Source organism: Leclercia sp. 29361, from assembly GCF_011290365.1.
GTDB classification, from domain to species: domain Bacteria; phylum Pseudomonadota; class Gammaproteobacteria; order Enterobacterales; family Enterobacteriaceae; genus Enterobacter; species Enterobacter tamurae.
Genome location: NZ_CP049786.1, coordinates 3,299,036 through 3,314,593, shown reverse-complemented (window position 1 = coordinate 3,314,593; position 15,558 = coordinate 3,299,036). Strand labels below are relative to the sequence as shown.

Below are 15,558 nucleotides of genomic sequence, written 5' to 3'. Positions count from 1 at the left end.
CCTTGCCATGAAATTATCTCACTTAACAACCGGATTGCTGCTGGCGGGCCTGATGACAGGGTCCGCGCTGGCGGCGGATAAAATCGTTATCGCTCATCGCGGTGCCAGCGGCTATCTGCCGGAGCATACGCTACCGGCGAAAGCGATGGCCTATGCACAGGGTGCGGATTATCTGGAGCAGGATCTGGTGATGACGAAGGACGACCAGCTGGTCGTCCTGCATGACCACTATCTTGATCGCGTGACGGACGTGGCGGAGCGTTTCCCGGACCGTGCGCGCCAGGATGGCCGGTTCTACGCCATTGATTTTACCCTGGCGGAGATCCGTTCCCTGAAGTTTACCGAAGGTTTCGAGATTGAAAATGGCAAGAAGGTGCAGGTTTATCCGGGACGTTTCCCGATGGGCAAATCTGACTTCCGCATCCATACCTTCCAGGAAGAGATTGAGTTTGTTCAGGGGCTGAACCACTCAACCGGTAAAAATATCGGTATCTATCCGGAAATCAAAGCGCCGTGGTTCCACCACCAGGAAGGGAAAGACATTGCCGCGAAAACGCTGGAGGTGCTGAAACACTATGGCTACACCAGCAAGAAGGACAAGGTGTATCTGCAGTGTTTTGACGCCGCTGAGCTGAAGCGCATCAAAACCGAGCTGGAGCCGAAGATGGGGATGGATCTCAATCTGGTGCAGCTGATTGCTTACACTAACTGGAATGAAACCCAGGAGAAGAAGCCGGACGGGACGTGGGTGAACTACAGCTATGACTGGATGTTTACACCGGGTGCGATGAAGCAGATTGCACAGTATGCCGACGGCATCGGGCCGGATTACCACATGCTGGTGGCAGAGGGTTCCACGCCGGGCCACGTGAAGTTGACGACGATGGTGAAAGAGGCGCATGCCAGCAAGATGCAGGTCCATCCTTATACGGTGCGCGCGGACCAGCTGCCGGAATATGCGACGGATGTGAATCAGCTTTATGAGGTGTTGTACAACCAGGCGGGCGTGGACGGATTGTTTACAGATTTCCCGGATAAAGCGGTGACGTTCTTAAAATAAAAAAAAGGGCCGGAAGGCCCTTTTTTACATCTCGATCTCAATATCGCCTTTTGCCCTACAGCAGCAGGGCAAAATTTCCCCTTCGTTGATGAAGGCCAGCGGTTCGGTGATCCAGTCAACCTGACCGGTCACCAGGCGGCAGCGGCAGGAGCCGCAGTAGCCTTCACGGCACTGGTATTCAACTGCAATCCGGTGGGATTCCAGCGCAATAAGCAGGGAAGGGTGTTCTTCCTGGCACAGGAGTTCTGTGCCAGTCAGACGAAGCGTCACGCGGCTCATCAGAGCTGGAAGTCGCTCAAATCATCGGTGTTGACTTCGGAGTCAATCTGACCGACCAGGTAGGAGCTCACTTCCACTTCCTGCGGCGCCACCTGGACGTTATCGGACACCAGCCAGGTGTTGATCCACGGGATTGGGTTGGAGCGGGTCTGGAACGGCAGGTCAAGACCCACCGCCTGCATGCGGATGTTGGTGATGTACTCGACGTACTGGCAGAGAATATCTTTGTTCAGGCCGATCATCGAGCCGCCCTGGAACAGGTATTCAGCCCACTCTTTCTCCTGCTGCGCCGCCTGAACAAACAGGTCATAGCTCTCCTGCTTGCACTCTTCTGCAATCTCAGCCATTTCCGGATCGTCCACGCCGCTGCGCAGCAGGTTCAGCATATGCTGGGTGCCGGTCAGGTGCAGGGCTTCATCCCGGGCGATCAGACGGATGATTTTGGCATTGCCTTCCATCAGCTCGCGTTCTGCGAAGGCGAAGGAGCAGGCGAAGCTGACGTAGAAACGAATCGCTTCGAGAGCGTTTACGCTCATCAGGCACAGGTAGAGTTTTTTCTTCAGCTCACGCAGGTTCACGGTGACGGTTTTGCCGTTCACGCTGTGGGTACCTTCACCCAGCAGATGCCAGTAGCTTGTCATCTCAATCAGGTCATCATAGAAGTGCGCAATGCCCTGCGCGCGCTTCAGGATTTGATCGTTGGTGACGATATCATCGAACACAATCGCCGGATCGTTGACGATGTTACGGATGATGTGGGTGTAGGAGCGAGAGTGGATCGTCTCGGAGAAGGCCCAGGTCTCAACCCAGGTTTCCAGCTCCGGGATGGAGATCAGCGGCAGCAGCGCCACGTTCGGGCTACGACCCTGGATGGAGTCCAGCAGCGTCTGATACTTCAGATTGCTGAGGAAGATGTGCTTTTCATGCTCCGGCAGCGCCTGGAAGTCGATGCGATCGCGGGAAACGTCAACTTCTTCCGGACGCCAGAAGAAGGAGAGTTGCTTTTCAATCAGCTTTTCGAAGATGTCATATTTTTGCTGATCGTAGCGTGCCACGTTGACCGGCTGGCCGAAGAACATCGGCTCTTTGAGCTGGTCGTTTTTCGTCTGTGAAAAGGTGGTGTATGCCATGAGTGTGTCCTGTGAGAGATTTTGTAGATCGGGCAAACAAAATCGTAGGCCGGGTAAGCGTAGCGCCACCCGGCATTTACATTAAATCTTACATGCGCCGCTTTCGCAGCCATCATCCTGAATGGACGGGGCCAGATCGTCCTGCGCATCTTCCGCACCGTCACGGGTGTTTTGATAGTACAGGGTCTTCACGCCAAATTTATAGGCGGTAAGCAGGTCTTTCAGCAGCTGCTGCATCGGCACTTTCCCGGACGGGAAGCGTGATGGATCGTAGTTGGTGTTGGCAGAGATCGACTGGTCGATAAACTTCTGCATGATGCCCACCAGCTGCAGGTAGCCGTCGTTATTTGGCATTTCCCACAGCAGCTCGTAGTTGTTTTTCAGCAGCTCGTAGTCCGGCACCACCTGGCGCAGGATCCCGTCTTTCGACGCTTTGATGCTGACGTGGCCGCGCGGCGGCTCGATGCCGTTGGTGGCGTTGGAGATCTGCGAGGAGGTCTCGGACGGCATCAGGGCAGAGAGCGTGGAGTTACGCAGGCCGTGAGTCTTAATGGATTCGCGCAGAGCTTCCCAGTCAAGATGCAGCGGCTCGTTGGCGATCGCGTCCAGGTCTTTCTTGTAGGTGTCGATCGGCAGAATGCCTTTGGCGTAGGTGGTTTCGTTGAACCACGGGCAGGCGCCTTGCTCGATGGCCAGATCGTTAGAGGCTTTCAGCAGGTAATACTGAATGGCTTCGAAGGTCTGGTGCGTCAGATTGTTGGCGCTGCCGTCGGAATAACGTTTACCGTTTTTCGCCAGCCAGTAGGCATAGTTGATCACACCGATGCCGAGGGTACGACGACCCATCGCACCACGTTTGGCCGCCGGGATTGGGTAATCCTGATAATCCAGCAGCGCATCCAGGGCACGTACAGCCAGCACCGCCAGCTCTTCCAGCTCGTCGAGGCTGTTAATCGCCCCCAGGTTGAACGCGGAGAGCGTACACAGGGCGATCTCGCCGTTTTCGTCGTTCACATCTTCCAGCGGTTTGGTCGGCAGGGCGATCTCCAGGCACAGGTTGGACTGGCGCACTGGGGCAACGACCGGATCGAACGGGCTATGGGTGTTGCAGTGGTCAACGTTCTGGATGTAAATACGGCCAGTCGAGGCGCGCTCCTGCATCATCAGGGAGAACAGTTCAACCGCCTTCACGCGCTGCTTACGAATACTGTCGTCCTGCTCGTACTGAACGTACAGGCGCTCGAACTCATCCTGATCGGCAAAGAAAGCGTCGTACAGGCCCGGGACGTCGGACGGGCTGAACAGAGTGATGTCGCCACCTTTCAGCAGACGGGTGTACATCAGCTTGTTGATCTGTACGCCGTAGTCCATGTGACGCACGCGGTTGCCTTCCACGCCACGGTTGTTTTTCAGGACCAGCAGGCTTTCAACTTCCAGATGCCACATCGGGTAGAACAGGGTCGCTGCACCACCGCGCACGCCGCCCTGAGAGCAGGATTTGACTGCGGTCTGGAAGTGTTTGTAGAACGGGATACAGCCGGTGTGGAACGCTTCACCGCCGCGGATCGGGCTACCCAGGGCACGAATGCGACCGGCGTTGATGCCGATACCGGCGCGCTGGGAAACGTATTTCACAATGGCGCTGGAGGTGGCGTTAATAGAGTCCAGGCTATCGCCGCACTCGATCAGCACGCAGGAGCTGAACTGGCGGGTTGGGGTGCGCACGCCGGACATGATCGGCGTCGGCAGAGAAATTTTGAACGTGGACACCGCATCGTAGAAACGCTTCACGTATTCCAGACGGGTATCACGCGGATAGCCAGAGAACAGGCAGGCGGCAACCAGAATGTAGAGGAACTGGGCGCTCTCGTAGATTTCGCCGGTCACACGGTTCTGGACCAGGTATTTACCTTCCAGCTGCTTCACCGCGGCGTAGGAGAAGTTCATATCACGCCAGTGATCGATAAACCCGTCCATCTGCTTGAACTCTTCTTCCGTGTAGTCTTCCAGCAGATGCGTGTCGTATTTGCCCAGCTCTACCATCTTCACCACATGATCGAACAACGCTGGCGGCTCAAACTGGCCGTAAGCTTTTTTACGCAGGTGGAAAATGGCCAGACGGGCAGCGAGGTACTGATAATCCGGTGCTTCGCGGGAGATCAGATCCGCCGCAGCTTTGATAATGGTTTCGTGGATATCAGACGTTTTGATGCCGTCATAGAACTGGATGTGAGATCGCAGTTCCACCTGAGAAATAGATACGTTGTTCAGTCCTTCTGCTGCCCAGTCGAGAACACGATGGATTTTGTCCAGATTGATACGCTCGGTAGCACCGTCGCGCTTTGTCACCAGCAGACTCTGATTCATGTGGGTTTTTACCTGTCCGTGAAAAATGAAAATATCCCCCGCTTATCCACAGACCTCTGTGGATAAATACTATATATAGGGGTTGTGCGTTAAGCATAACGCAAGATGGTGAGTATTCTAGTAAGGATTCTTTTCAGCACAAGAGTTGATTTTGAGGTTAAATTCAGGTTGTGAAAGGGTAAAAAAGCGTAAGTCCTCGTGCCGTAAGGCCTGGACGTGATGTCAATAATGTAGAAAAAAAAATGAAAATTTGATCGACTGCTGATTTCTTCAACGGGTGGTCAAAAATGCGCAACTGAGGGTTGCGCATTCATCAGAAAAAGAGTGGCTAACCTTACTCTTTTTTTGCAGTGGTATGGAGCATGTAGTTAACGTCCACGCCCGGTGCCAGTTTGAACTTGTCGGTCAGGGGATTGTAATGCAGCCCGGTGATGTGCTGCTCTTTCAGCCAGGTGCCATCGACCCAGCCCAGCAATTCAGCGGGTTTGATGAATTTTTTCACGTCGTGCGTGCCCTTTGGCACCATCCGCAGCACGTATTCCGCACCGACTACTGCCATCAGCCACGCCTTGCCGTTGCGGTTGATGGTGGAGAAGAACACCTGGCCGCCCGGTTTCACCAGTGCCGCACAGGCTTTTACCACCGATTGCGGGTCGGGAACGTGCTCCAGCATCTCCATGCAGGTGACGACGTCATACTGATGGGCATGTTTCGCCGCGTGCTCTTCGACGGTTTCCTGCACGTACTCCACCTGAACGCCGCTTTCCAGCGCATGCAGTCGCGCCACCTGTAGCGGCTCGAAGCCCATATCCAGGCCGGTCACGGTAGCGCCTTCGCGCGCCATGCTCTCTGCCAGGATGCCGCCGCCGCAACCTACATCGAGCACTTTTTTACCGAACAGGCCGCCGGAACGCTCGGCGATATAGCCCAGACGCAGGGGGTTAATGCGGTGCAGGGGTTTAAACTCACCTTCAAGATCCCACCAGCGCGAGGCGACGGCTTCGAATTTGGCGATCTCTTCCTGGTCAACGTTGGGAGCCACCGGGGATTTTTCCGCATTCATGGACGCTTTTACTCCGTAATTTAAAGACGAGGAAGTATATCAGGATAACAAAGCAAATTAGTTTAAACCTAAGCGTGTGTGTTATAATTTCCGACCTTTGAATCCGGGATACAGTAGAGGGATAGCGGTTAGATGAGCGACCTTGCGAGAGAAATTACACCGGTTAACATCGAGGAAGAGCTGAAGAGCTCCTATCTGGATTATGCGATGTCGGTCATTGTTGGCCGTGCGCTGCCGGATGTCCGCGATGGACTTAAGCCGGTACACCGTCGCGTACTATACGCCATGAACGTATTGGGCAATGACTGGAATAAAGCCTACAAAAAATCTGCCCGTGTCGTTGGTGACGTAATCGGTAAATATCACCCGCATGGTGATACAGCAGTTTATGACACCATCGTCCGTATGGCGCAGCCATTCTCATTGCGTTACATGCTGGTTGATGGTCAGGGTAACTTCGGTTCGGTTGACGGCGACTCCGCCGCGGCGATGCGTTATACGGAAATCCGTATGTCGAAAATCGCCCATGAACTGATGGCCGATCTGGAAAAAGAGACCGTTGACTTCGTTGATAACTACGACGGCACCGAGCGCATTCCGGATGTGATGCCAACCAAGATCCCTAACCTGCTGGTAAACGGTTCTTCCGGTATCGCCGTAGGTATGGCGACCAACATTCCACCGCACAACATCACGGAAGTGATCAACGGCTGCCTGGCCTATATCGACGATGAAGAGATCAGCGTTGAAGGGCTGATGGAACACATCCCGGGTCCGGACTTCCCGACTGCGGCCATCATTAATGGCCGTCGCGGCATTGAAGAAGCGTACCGTACCGGTCGCGGCAAGATCTATATTCGTGCCCGCGCCGAAGTGGAAGCCGATGCCAAAACCGGCCGTGAGACCATTATCGTCCACGAAATTCCGTATCAGGTGAACAAAGCGCGCCTGATCGAGAAGATTGCCGAGCTGGTTAAAGAGAAGCGTATTGAAGGGATCAGTGCGCTGCGTGATGAGTCTGATAAAGACGGCATGCGCGTCGTGATTGAGATCAAACGTGACGCGGTAGGGGAAGTGGTTCTTAACAACCTCTACTCCCTGACGCAGCTTCAGGTCTCCTTCGGCATCAACATGGTTGCGCTGCACCATGGTCAGCCGAAGATCATGAACCTGAAAGATATCCTGAGCGCGTTCGTCCGTCACCGTCGTGAAGTGGTGACCCGTCGTACCATTTTCGAACTGCGTAAAGCTCGCGATCGTGCACACATCCTTGAAGCTCTGGCGGTTGCGCTGGCGAACATCGATCCAATCATCGAGCTGATTCGTCGTGCCCCAACCCCTGCCGAAGCGAAAGCAGGCTTAGTGGCTCAGCCATGGGCGCTGGGGAATGTCTCTGCGATGCTGGAACGTGCGGGCGATGACGCTGCGCGTCCGGAGTGGCTGGAGCCAGAGTTTGGCGTACGTGATGGCCAGTATTACCTGACCGAACAGCAGGCTCAGGCCATCCTGGATCTGCGTCTGCAGAAACTGACCGGCCTTGAGCACGAAAAACTGCTCGACGAGTACAAAGAGCTGCTGGAACAGATTGCCGAGCTGCTGCATATCCTTGGCAGCGCCGATCGTCTGATGGAAGTGATCCGTGAAGAGCTGGAGCTGGCCCGCGATCAGTTTGGCGATGAGCGTCGCACTGAAATCACCGCCAACAGTTCTGATATCAACATTGAAGATCTGATCAACCGCGAAGACGTGGTGGTCACCCTGTCTCATCAGGGCTATGTGAAATATCAGCCGCTGACCGACTACGAAGCACAACGTCGTGGTGGTAAAGGCAAATCTGCAGCACGTATTAAAGAAGAAGACTTTATCGACCGCCTGCTGGTGGCCAACACCCATGACACCATCCTCTGCTTCTCCAGCCGGGGTCGTCTGTACTGGATGAAGGTTTATCAGCTGCCGGAAGCGAGCCGTGGCGCGCGTGGTCGTCCGATCGTTAACCTGCTGCCGCTGGAAGCGAACGAACGTATTACCGCAATCCTGCCGGTACGTGAGTACGAAGAGGGCGTGAACGTCTTTATGGCGACCGCCAGCGGTACGGTGAAGAAGACCGCTCTGACCGAGTTCAGCCGTCCACGTTCTGCCGGTATCATCGCCGTCAACCTGAACGAAGGCGACGAACTGATTGGTGTGGATCTGACCTCCGGTTCCGACGAAGTGATGCTGTTCTCTGCCGCCGGTAAAGTGGTGCGCTTTAAAGAGAGCGCCGTGCGCGCCATGGGTCGTACCGCGACCGGCGTTCGCGGCATCAAACTGGCGGGCGAAGACAGTGTGGTCTCCCTGATTGTTCCACGTGGCGAAGGTGCAATCCTGACCGTCACGCAGAACGGCTACGGCAAACGTACCGCCCAGGACGAGTATCCAACCAAGTCCCGCGGCACTCAGGGCGTTATCTCGATCAAAGTGACCGAGCGTAACGGCTCCGTTGTTGGCGCGGTCCAGGTTGATGATGCCGACCAGATCATGATGATCACCGATGCCGGTACGCTGGTGCGTACCCGTGTGTCTGAGATCAGCGTGGTGGGCCGTAACACCCAGGGCGTTATCCTCATCCGTACTGCGGAAGATGAAAACGTAGTGGGTCTGCAGCGCGTCGCTGAGCCGGTGGATGACGAAGAGCTCGACTCCATCGACGGCAGCGTCGCAGAAGGTGACGATGAGATCGCACCGGAAGCGGACACCGACGACGATGCAGCGGATGATGCTGAAGAGTAACGTCTCCTGACGATAAAGGGCCGGTTTCCGGCCCTTTTCTTTTGTAGCACACGCAATTGCAGACAACCGAACATTGCGACCGCGCGCGTTTACCGCTACCTTAAGCCCATTCCTTTTGACCCTGATGGCGGAGCCTCGCCCCCTTGAAATACCTCGTCTCCTTTCGAACCACGCTGAAAGTTTCTCGCTATCTGTTTCGGGCGCTGGCGCTCCTGATCTGGGTGTTGATCGCCCTGTTTTCGGTGTTTTACATCGTCAACGCGCTGCACCAGAAGGAGTCGGAGATCCGTCAGGAATTTAATCTCAGCTACGAACAGTCCCAGCGCTACATTCAGCGCACCGCAGACGTCATGAAGGAGCTCAAGTACATCGCCGAGAACCGTCTGACGGCGGAAAACGGCGTGCTGGCCACCCGTGGGCGCGACAGCAAAACCGAGGTGCCCAGCTTTGAGCCGCTGTTCCCCGATTCTGATTGCTCTGCGATGGGCCCGGCATGGCGCGGGTCACTGGAGTCGCTGGCCTGGTTTATGCGCTACTGGCGCGATAACTTCTCGGCAGCTTACGATCTTAACCGGGTCTTTTTGATTGGTAGCGAAAACCTCTGTATGGCCAACTTTGGCCTGCGTGACGTGCCGATGGATCGTGATAACGCCCTGAAAAGCCTGCACGAGCGGATCATGAAATACCGCAATGCGCCGCAGGATGAGCGCGGCAACAATCTGTTCTGGATAAGCCAGGGCCCGCGTCCAGGGGTAGGGTATTTTTACGCCATGACGCCGGTCTATCTGGCCAACCGCCTGCAGGCGATGCTCGGCACTGAACAGACTATCCGCATGGAGAACTTTTTCACCCCCGGCAACCTGCCGATGGGCGTGACTATTCTTGATGAAAATGGCCACTCCCTGATCTCGCTGGCGGGGCCGGAAACCCGGCTCAAGGTTGACCCTCGCTGGATGCAGGAGCGTTCGTGGTTTGGTTATACCTCCGGTTTCCGCGATCTGGTGCTGAAAAACAGCCTGCCGCCATCGTCCCTGAGCATCGTCTATTCCGTTCCGGTGGATCTGGTGCTGGAGCGTATCCGCATGCTGATCCTCAATTCGGTACTGCTGAACGTGCTGGTGGGGATTGCGCTGTTTACGCTGGCGCGGATGTACGAGCGCAAAATCTTTATTCCGGCGGAGATCGACGCCCAGCGCCTCGAAGAGCATGAGCAGTTCAACCGCAAGATTGTCGCCTCTGCGCCAGTGGGGATCTGTATTCTGCGTACCCTGGACGGTACCAACATCCTCAGTAACGAGCTGGCGCATAACTATCTGAATATGCTGACACACGAGGACCGGCAGCGGCTGACGCAGATCATTTGCGGGCAGCAGGTCAACTTCGTCGACGTGCTGACCAGCAACAACACCAACCTGCAGATCAGCTTTGTGCACTCGCGCTATCGCAATGAGAACGTCGCCATCTGCGTGCTGGTGGATGTCTCCGCGCGCGTCAAAATGGAAGAGTCGTTGCAGGATATGGCCCAGTCGGCTGAACAGGCCAGCCAGTCGAAATCGATGTTCCTCGCCACCGTCAGCCACGAGCTGCGCACCCCGCTGTACGGAATTATCGGTAACCTCGATCTGCTGCAGACTAAAGAGCTGCCCCGGGGCGTTGACCGTCTGGTGACGGCGATGAACAACTCCTCCAGCCTGCTGTTGAAAATTATCAGCGATATTCTCGACTTCTCCAAAATTGAGTCCGAACAGCTGAAAATTGAACCGCGCGAATTCTCGCCGCGCGAGGTGATGAACCATATCAGCGCCAACTATCTGCCGCTGGTGGTGCGGAAACAGCTGGGGCTGTACTGCTTTATTGAGCCGGACGTGCCGGTATCGCTGGAGGGCGATCCGATGCGCCTGCAGCAGGTGATCTCCAACCTGCTCAGCAACGCCATTAAGTTCACTGATATGGGCTGCATCGTGATGCATGTCTCGAGGGCAGGGGACTATCTGAGCATCCGCGTGCGCGACACCGGTGTGGGTATTCCGGCCAAAGAGGTGGTCAAACTCTTCGATCCGTTCTTCCAGGTGGGAACGGGGGTGCAGCGTAACTTCCAGGGTACCGGTCTGGGGCTGGCGATTTGTGAAAAACTGATCAGCATGATGGACGGCGATATCTCGGTGGATACCGAGCCGGGTATGGGGAGTCAGTTTACCATCCGCATTCCGCTCTATGCCGCGCAGTCCCCGAGCATCGTGGTGGATGGATTAAGTGATAAACGCTGCTGGCTGGCGGTCAATAATGCCTCGCTGTATGCCTATCTGGAGTCCCTGCTGACGCCGCACGGTATTCGTGTGGCGCGCTACACCGGGCAAACACCGGATGCGGAAGACATACTCCTCACCGACGATGAGCTGACGCAGCCGTGGCAGGGCAAAGCGGCGGTGATCTTCTGCCGTCGCCATATCGGTATTGCTCAGGAGCGTGCCCACGGCGAGTGGGTGAACAGCGTGGCCTCGCCACACGAGCTGATTGCGCTGCTGGCGCGCATCTATCGTATCGAGATGGACGCAGGCGATGGCTCGGCAGCGCTGCCGTCCCCGGAATCAGCGCAGTCGCTGAACGAGGACATGATGATCCTGGTGGTGGATGACCATCCGATTAACCGCCGTCTGCTGGCCGATCAGCTGGGCTCGCTGGGCTATCAGTGTAAAACCGCGAACGATGGCGTGGATGCGCTGAACGTGTTGAGCAAAAACCATATCGACATCGTCCTGAGTGACGTGAACATGCCGAACATGGACGGCTATCGCCTCACCCAGCGTATTCGCCAGCTGGGCCTGACGCTGCCGGTGGTAGGCGTCACCGCCAATGCGCTGGCAGAAGAGAAGCAGCGTTGTCTGGAGTCGGGGATGGATAGCTGTCTTTCCAAGCCGGTGACGCTGGACGTGTTGAAACAGACGCTGTCGGTGTACGCGGAGCGGGTGAGGAAAACGCGAGTATAGGAGTGCGGCCTGATGCCCTCACCCCAACCCTCTCCCACCGGGAGAGGGTGCAAACATAAAAAAAGGCAACTTACGTTGCCTTTTTACATTTACCATGCCGCCGGGCATGTAGTTATCAGTCTTTATCTGCCGGACTCAGGGTCACGGAAGAGAGATAGTTCAGCAGGGCGATATCGTTTTCCACACCCAGTTTCATCATCGCAGATTTCTTCTGGCTACTGATGGTCTTGATGCTGCGGTTCAGCTTCTTGGCAATTTCCGTTACCAGGAAACCTTCTGCAAACAGACGCAACACTTCGCTCTCTTTCGGTGACAGACGTTTGTCACCGTAACCGCCAGCGCTGATTTTTTCCAGCAGACGGGAGACGCTTTCCGGGGTAAATTTCTTCCCTTTCTGCAGCGCGGCCAGCGCTTTTGGCAGATCGGTTGGTGCGCCCTGTTTCAGGACAATCCCTTCGATATCGAGATCCAGAACGGCACTTAAAATGGCCGGGTTGTTGTTCATGGTCAGCACGATGATCGAAATACTCGGGAAATGACGCTTGATGTATTTGATCAGCGTGATCCCGTCACCGTATTTATCTCCAGGCATGGAAAGGTCGGTGATGAGCACGTGCGCATCAAGTTTTGGCAGGTTATTAATCAGTGCTGTGGAGTCTTCAAATTCGCCGACTACATTCACCCACTCGATCTGTTCAAGTGATTTGCGAATACCGAACAGTACAATCGGATGGTCATCGGCAATAATTACGTTCATATTGTTCATGTATAAGGCTACCTTGCTACAGCAAGCTTTTGACATAATCGTCAATGTCGCTGATGTATTTTTCTATGCTGGCGGCATCTTTCTCACGAATAAGATGTTCCAGCGTTTCACATAATTGCTTGCCTGGAACCAGATTAAGCATGGCAAACACCCCTTTGAGCCGGTGTGCTGTCTGAGCCAGCGCTGCGAAGTCGTTCGCGGCGGATTCAGTATACAACCTCTTAACATCATCTGGTACTGTGTCTACGAAGAGAGAATAATAGCCGCTGGCCTGCAGTTCGGCATTTTCATTGCCGCCCAGTGGGGATTCCGGGATCGTTTCCTGCGCCAGTTGCTCCTCTATTAGTTGTAGTACAGCTTCCTGCATCGCATTGCTCATATTAAAGTTGACGCGCACCTGGCCGGGGCCAATTTTTCGCACGCCTGGCTCATCATCGCTTAAAAGCAAGCCCGAGGCAGTAAGATTAGACGGATTATCCGTTAAAAAGAGATCATATTCTTGACTTGCCAGCCTTTCGTCCGGGGAGATACAGGTCGCACCCCAGTTTTCCAGCTGACGCACCACGATACTGCGGATCTCATTCGACGTCACATCCACCATGATCACCACGTCGTCCAGCAGACCCTCATCGTCCTCGGTTTCCTGCGGGGTGGCCGGCATTTTCACATGCAATGAATAACGGGTGCCCAGCGACTCACGGGCTTTGATATTCAGGTGACCGCCAAGCTTACGTGCCAGCTGATCGCACAGCCAGAAGGTAAGGGCGTTGGCTTTGCCGTAGTTGTCACCCTGGGTATCGTTCAGGAACGGGAAGTGCAGGTTGTCGATTTCACTGGCCGTGACCCCTTCGCCGGTATCGAGGATACGGAAGGTGAGACGGTCATCGGCCGACTCATCGCTGCTCACTTCAAGCGTGATTTTGCCAATCTGGGTGGTAGTCACCGCGTACTGGATCAGCATCAGCAGGATGCGACGCAGCGCATCACGGTCGCCGTGGCGCTCATCGTTGGCGCGCAGCGGGTTGTTAATCAGCAGCTGTAGCCCTTTACGCTTGATGACCGGCAGCACCTCCGGCACCACCTCATCGATCAGATCCTGAATCGAGAACAGCGTAGCGGTGCTCTTCCAGCTGTCATTTTCCAGCATATTGGCGAGCTGGATCTCATCCACCAGGCGCACCAGCGTATCGGCATGACTGGACAGCTGTAGGCTTTCCGGGCTGCTTAACTGCGCTGCTTCGCTGGCCAGCGCCTTCAACGGCAGTTTGAAGGCGTCGCCAATATTCTGCATAAAGGCCGCCCGGCCCTGCTGGTTCTTCTCGTACAGCCTTTGAGCCTGCTTGAGCTTTTTATTAACCAGCACCTCGCGATCCTGATCGCGAATGATAAAAATCTGTGTGCGCGACGCCACCTGGCTGCGGAACTGGCGGATCTCGTACAGCTCATTGTTGATGGTGGCCTGAATCACGCCCTGATGCTGATCTGCCATGCTGGTAATGTTCTGCAGATTCAGGTGCGGCAGCAGGTGATCGGCGATCTTATTGCTGATCACCGTGCGGTTGGCCTCCTGGTCGTGCACCAGCAGACCGAGCGGCAGCACCGAGACAATCTCTTCATTCAATGCGCGCAGGACGCGCAGCTCGTTGCTGGTGCCGCTGGCGACGGGAACATCGCTCTGGCGACCCGGCTGCGAGCGGAAGGTGCTGTAACCAAACAGCGCCAGCGCCAGCAAACCGATATTGAGCAGCAGCGGCAGCAGGATATTTTGCAGCGTATCCAGCAGCAGCGTACCAAAAGGCACCTGCCAGACCAGACGCATACCGGTGGTGTTCAGGGAGGAAGCAATCTCGATTTTCGATCCGTTAAAGGAGATCGAGACGCTATCGGGGCTCTCTTTGTCCGTCTGCGCGCGCTGGTTTTGCACCGAAGTGTCCTGCTCGAGGCGGAAGCTGTCGAGCGGCATATCCGGGGGGATCAGATCGTTGATCGGCAGATCGAAGGCCACCACCGTCGCCAGATGGCCTGGCTGGTTGAAGGTGGTGCGCAGGGTAAAGTAGTGGCCATTCTGCCAGGCCAGTCGGCGCAGGGAAGAGAAGCTTTCGCGCTCATCCAGGGCATTGGCCTGCTGCAGCATCTCCGCACGACGGGAATCGACAATCGAACCCACCGACGACTCTTTAAAACCGGAGGAGAGGTCTTTCAGCGGCAGGGTGGAGATCAGGATCATGCTGTTGTCCTGACCGTTGAGATAGTACATCGACCAGGGCACGGTCTCCGCGCCCCACAGCGTATCGAGATAGGTCGACATGCGCTGGGTCATCTCCAGCGTAGCGCTGTCGTGTGAGCCAAAAATCAGGGCTTCGGTTTTGCGCCGCGTTTTCTCCAGATAGTAGACGTCCTGCTTCAGGCGCGTCTCCTGCAATCCTTCAGCGGAGGAGGTCGTTGGGGTGGCCGCGATGTTGTCGTAAATCTGCCAGGTTGCGTAGCGCCAGGTGTCGATACGTTTATGCATGGCGTGGCTGATATCAACAATCTGATAGCTTCTGTCTTTTAACCAGGTGTTCACCGCGCTCTGTACCATTACGCCCATGGTCACTAACAGCACAACGATCAATAGAAGAAAGAAACGGGTAATACTGCCCGGAAGCAGAGAAAATTTGTTCGCGGCTGTGGTTTCTGACTGACTCATTGATGTGTTTAACCCGTTATGGCTGCGCTTCAGGCGAATAGGGCAGTATAAAGCGTAATAATCGAATTTCCAGCTTCACGCCACTTAGAGGCTGACTTTTTCGCTCCGTTGCATGAGGCAGAAGGGATGTCTTAAATCTGTACGGTCGAACTTTCATTGTACAAATAAGGGACAATATATGGAAAAAATAGCACGAATTAACAAGAAATTAAATTAGACATTCTATTTTTAAGCTTAAAAATAGCACGCTAAGATTTAATTAATAGTCGTTATAGTTTCAGGCGGGTAGCACAAATATGCGGGATTTGCGTAAAGAAAGGTAAAAAAAAACCGAACGCATTGCATTCGGTTCAATTCTGGATAAACAGACATTCAAATATGAATGACGGTAATAAATAAAGTTAATGATGATAGCGAGAGATATTTTAGTAGCCGGATGAATTTTTGT

Annotated in this window: 9 protein-coding genes; 3 read left to right on the top strand and 6 right to left on the bottom strand. The window is 54.9% G+C overall.

Annotation, left to right across the window (positions count from 1 at the left end; all coding sequences use genetic code 11):
* The first annotated feature begins 7 nt into the window (after positions 1 to 7).
* A complete protein-coding gene (gene glpQ / locus G7090_RS15825; protein WP_166183029.1) occupies positions 8 to 1,060 on the top strand; it encodes a glycerophosphodiester phosphodiesterase in 1,053 nt (350 codons plus the stop codon).
* Between the two features lie 24 nt (positions 1,061 to 1,084).
* Here glpQ and yfaE read toward each other — a convergent pair whose 3' ends face one another.
* The 4 genes from yfaE to ubiG form a co-directional block, all read right to left on the bottom strand.
* Positions 1,085 to 1,339 (bottom strand): class I ribonucleotide reductase maintenance protein YfaE, encoded by a 255-nt coding sequence (gene yfaE / locus G7090_RS15820; RefSeq protein WP_106995402.1) that lies wholly within the window; start codon positions 1,337 to 1,339, stop codon positions 1,085 to 1,087.
* On the bottom strand, positions 1,339 to 2,469 hold the full coding sequence (nrdB, locus tag G7090_RS15815; protein WP_106995401.1) for a class Ia ribonucleoside-diphosphate reductase subunit beta: 1,131 nt from the start codon (positions 2,467 to 2,469) through the stop codon (positions 1,339 to 1,341). Before nrdB ends, yfaE begins: the two co-directional genes overlap by 1 nt.
* Positions 2,470 to 2,550: 81 nt before the next feature.
* Positions 2,551 to 4,836: a class 1a ribonucleoside-diphosphate reductase subunit alpha gene (gene nrdA / locus G7090_RS15810; protein ID WP_106995400.1), complete on the bottom strand. Its 2,286-nt coding sequence runs from the start codon at positions 4,834 to 4,836 to the stop codon at positions 2,551 to 2,553.
* 334 nt (positions 4,837 to 5,170) lie between these two features.
* Positions 5,171 to 5,899 carry a bifunctional 2-polyprenyl-6-hydroxyphenol methylase/3-demethylubiquinol 3-O-methyltransferase UbiG gene (gene ubiG, locus G7090_RS15805; RefSeq protein ID WP_106995399.1) on the bottom strand — a complete coding sequence of 243 codons (729 nt, stop codon included), beginning with the start codon at positions 5,897 to 5,899 and terminating at the stop codon, positions 5,171 to 5,173.
* Between the two features lie 132 nt (positions 5,900 to 6,031).
* On the opposite strand from ubiG, the gene gyrA reads away from it, so the two are divergent.
* Together gyrA and rcsC are read left to right on the top strand one after the other, a co-directional pair.
* Complete coding sequence (gene gyrA / locus G7090_RS15800) at positions 6,032 to 8,668, top strand: DNA topoisomerase (ATP-hydrolyzing) subunit A (RefSeq protein WP_166183028.1); 2,637 nt, start codon at positions 6,032 to 6,034, stop codon at positions 8,666 to 8,668.
* A gap of 143 nt (positions 8,669 to 8,811) precedes the next feature.
* Positions 8,812 to 11,655 (top strand): two-component system sensor histidine kinase RcsC, encoded by a 2,844-nt coding sequence (gene rcsC, locus G7090_RS15795; protein ID WP_166183027.1) that lies wholly within the window; start codon positions 8,812 to 8,814, stop codon positions 11,653 to 11,655.
* Positions 11,656 to 11,770: 115 nt separating this feature from the next.
* On the opposite strand, the gene rcsB is transcribed toward rcsC, so the two are convergent.
* Both rcsB and rcsD read right to left on the bottom strand, forming a co-directional pair.
* Complete coding sequence (rcsB, locus tag G7090_RS15790; RefSeq protein ID WP_106995396.1) at positions 11,771 to 12,421, bottom strand: response regulator transcription factor RcsB; 651 nt, start codon at positions 12,419 to 12,421, stop codon at positions 11,771 to 11,773.
* 16 nt (positions 12,422 to 12,437) lie between these two features.
* Positions 12,438 to 15,110 (bottom strand): phosphotransferase RcsD, encoded by a 2,673-nt coding sequence (gene rcsD / locus G7090_RS15785; RefSeq protein ID WP_106995395.1) that lies wholly within the window; start codon positions 15,108 to 15,110, stop codon positions 12,438 to 12,440.
* Positions 15,111 to 15,558: the final 448 nt, after the last annotated feature.

Excerpts from the sequence above, each read along its gene's own strand:
- gyrA (WP_166183028.1), top strand. The coding sequence starts at position 6,032 with ATGAGCGACCTTGCGAGAGAAATTACACCGGTTAACATCGAGGAAGAG.
- nrdB (WP_106995401.1), bottom strand. The coding sequence starts at position 2,469 with ATGGCATACACCACCTTTTCACAGACGAAAAACGACCAGCTCAAAGAG.
- glpQ (WP_166183029.1), top strand. The coding sequence starts at position 8 with ATGAAATTATCTCACTTAACAACCGGATTGCTGCTGGCGGGCCTGATG.
- rcsD (WP_106995395.1), bottom strand. The coding sequence starts at position 15,110 with ATGAGTCAGTCAGAAACCACAGCCGCGAACAAATTTTCTCTGCTTCCG.
- yfaE (WP_106995402.1), bottom strand. The coding sequence starts at position 1,339 with ATGAGCCGCGTGACGCTTCGTCTGACTGGCACAGAACTCCTGTGCCAG.
- ubiG (WP_106995399.1), bottom strand. The coding sequence starts at position 5,899 with ATGAATGCGGAAAAATCCCCGGTGGCTCCCAACGTTGACCAGGAAGAG.
- nrdA (WP_106995400.1), bottom strand. The coding sequence starts at position 4,836 with ATGAATCAGAGTCTGCTGGTGACAAAGCGCGACGGTGCTACCGAGCGT.
- rcsB (WP_106995396.1), bottom strand. The coding sequence starts at position 12,421 with ATGAACAATATGAACGTAATTATTGCCGATGACCATCCGATTGTACTG.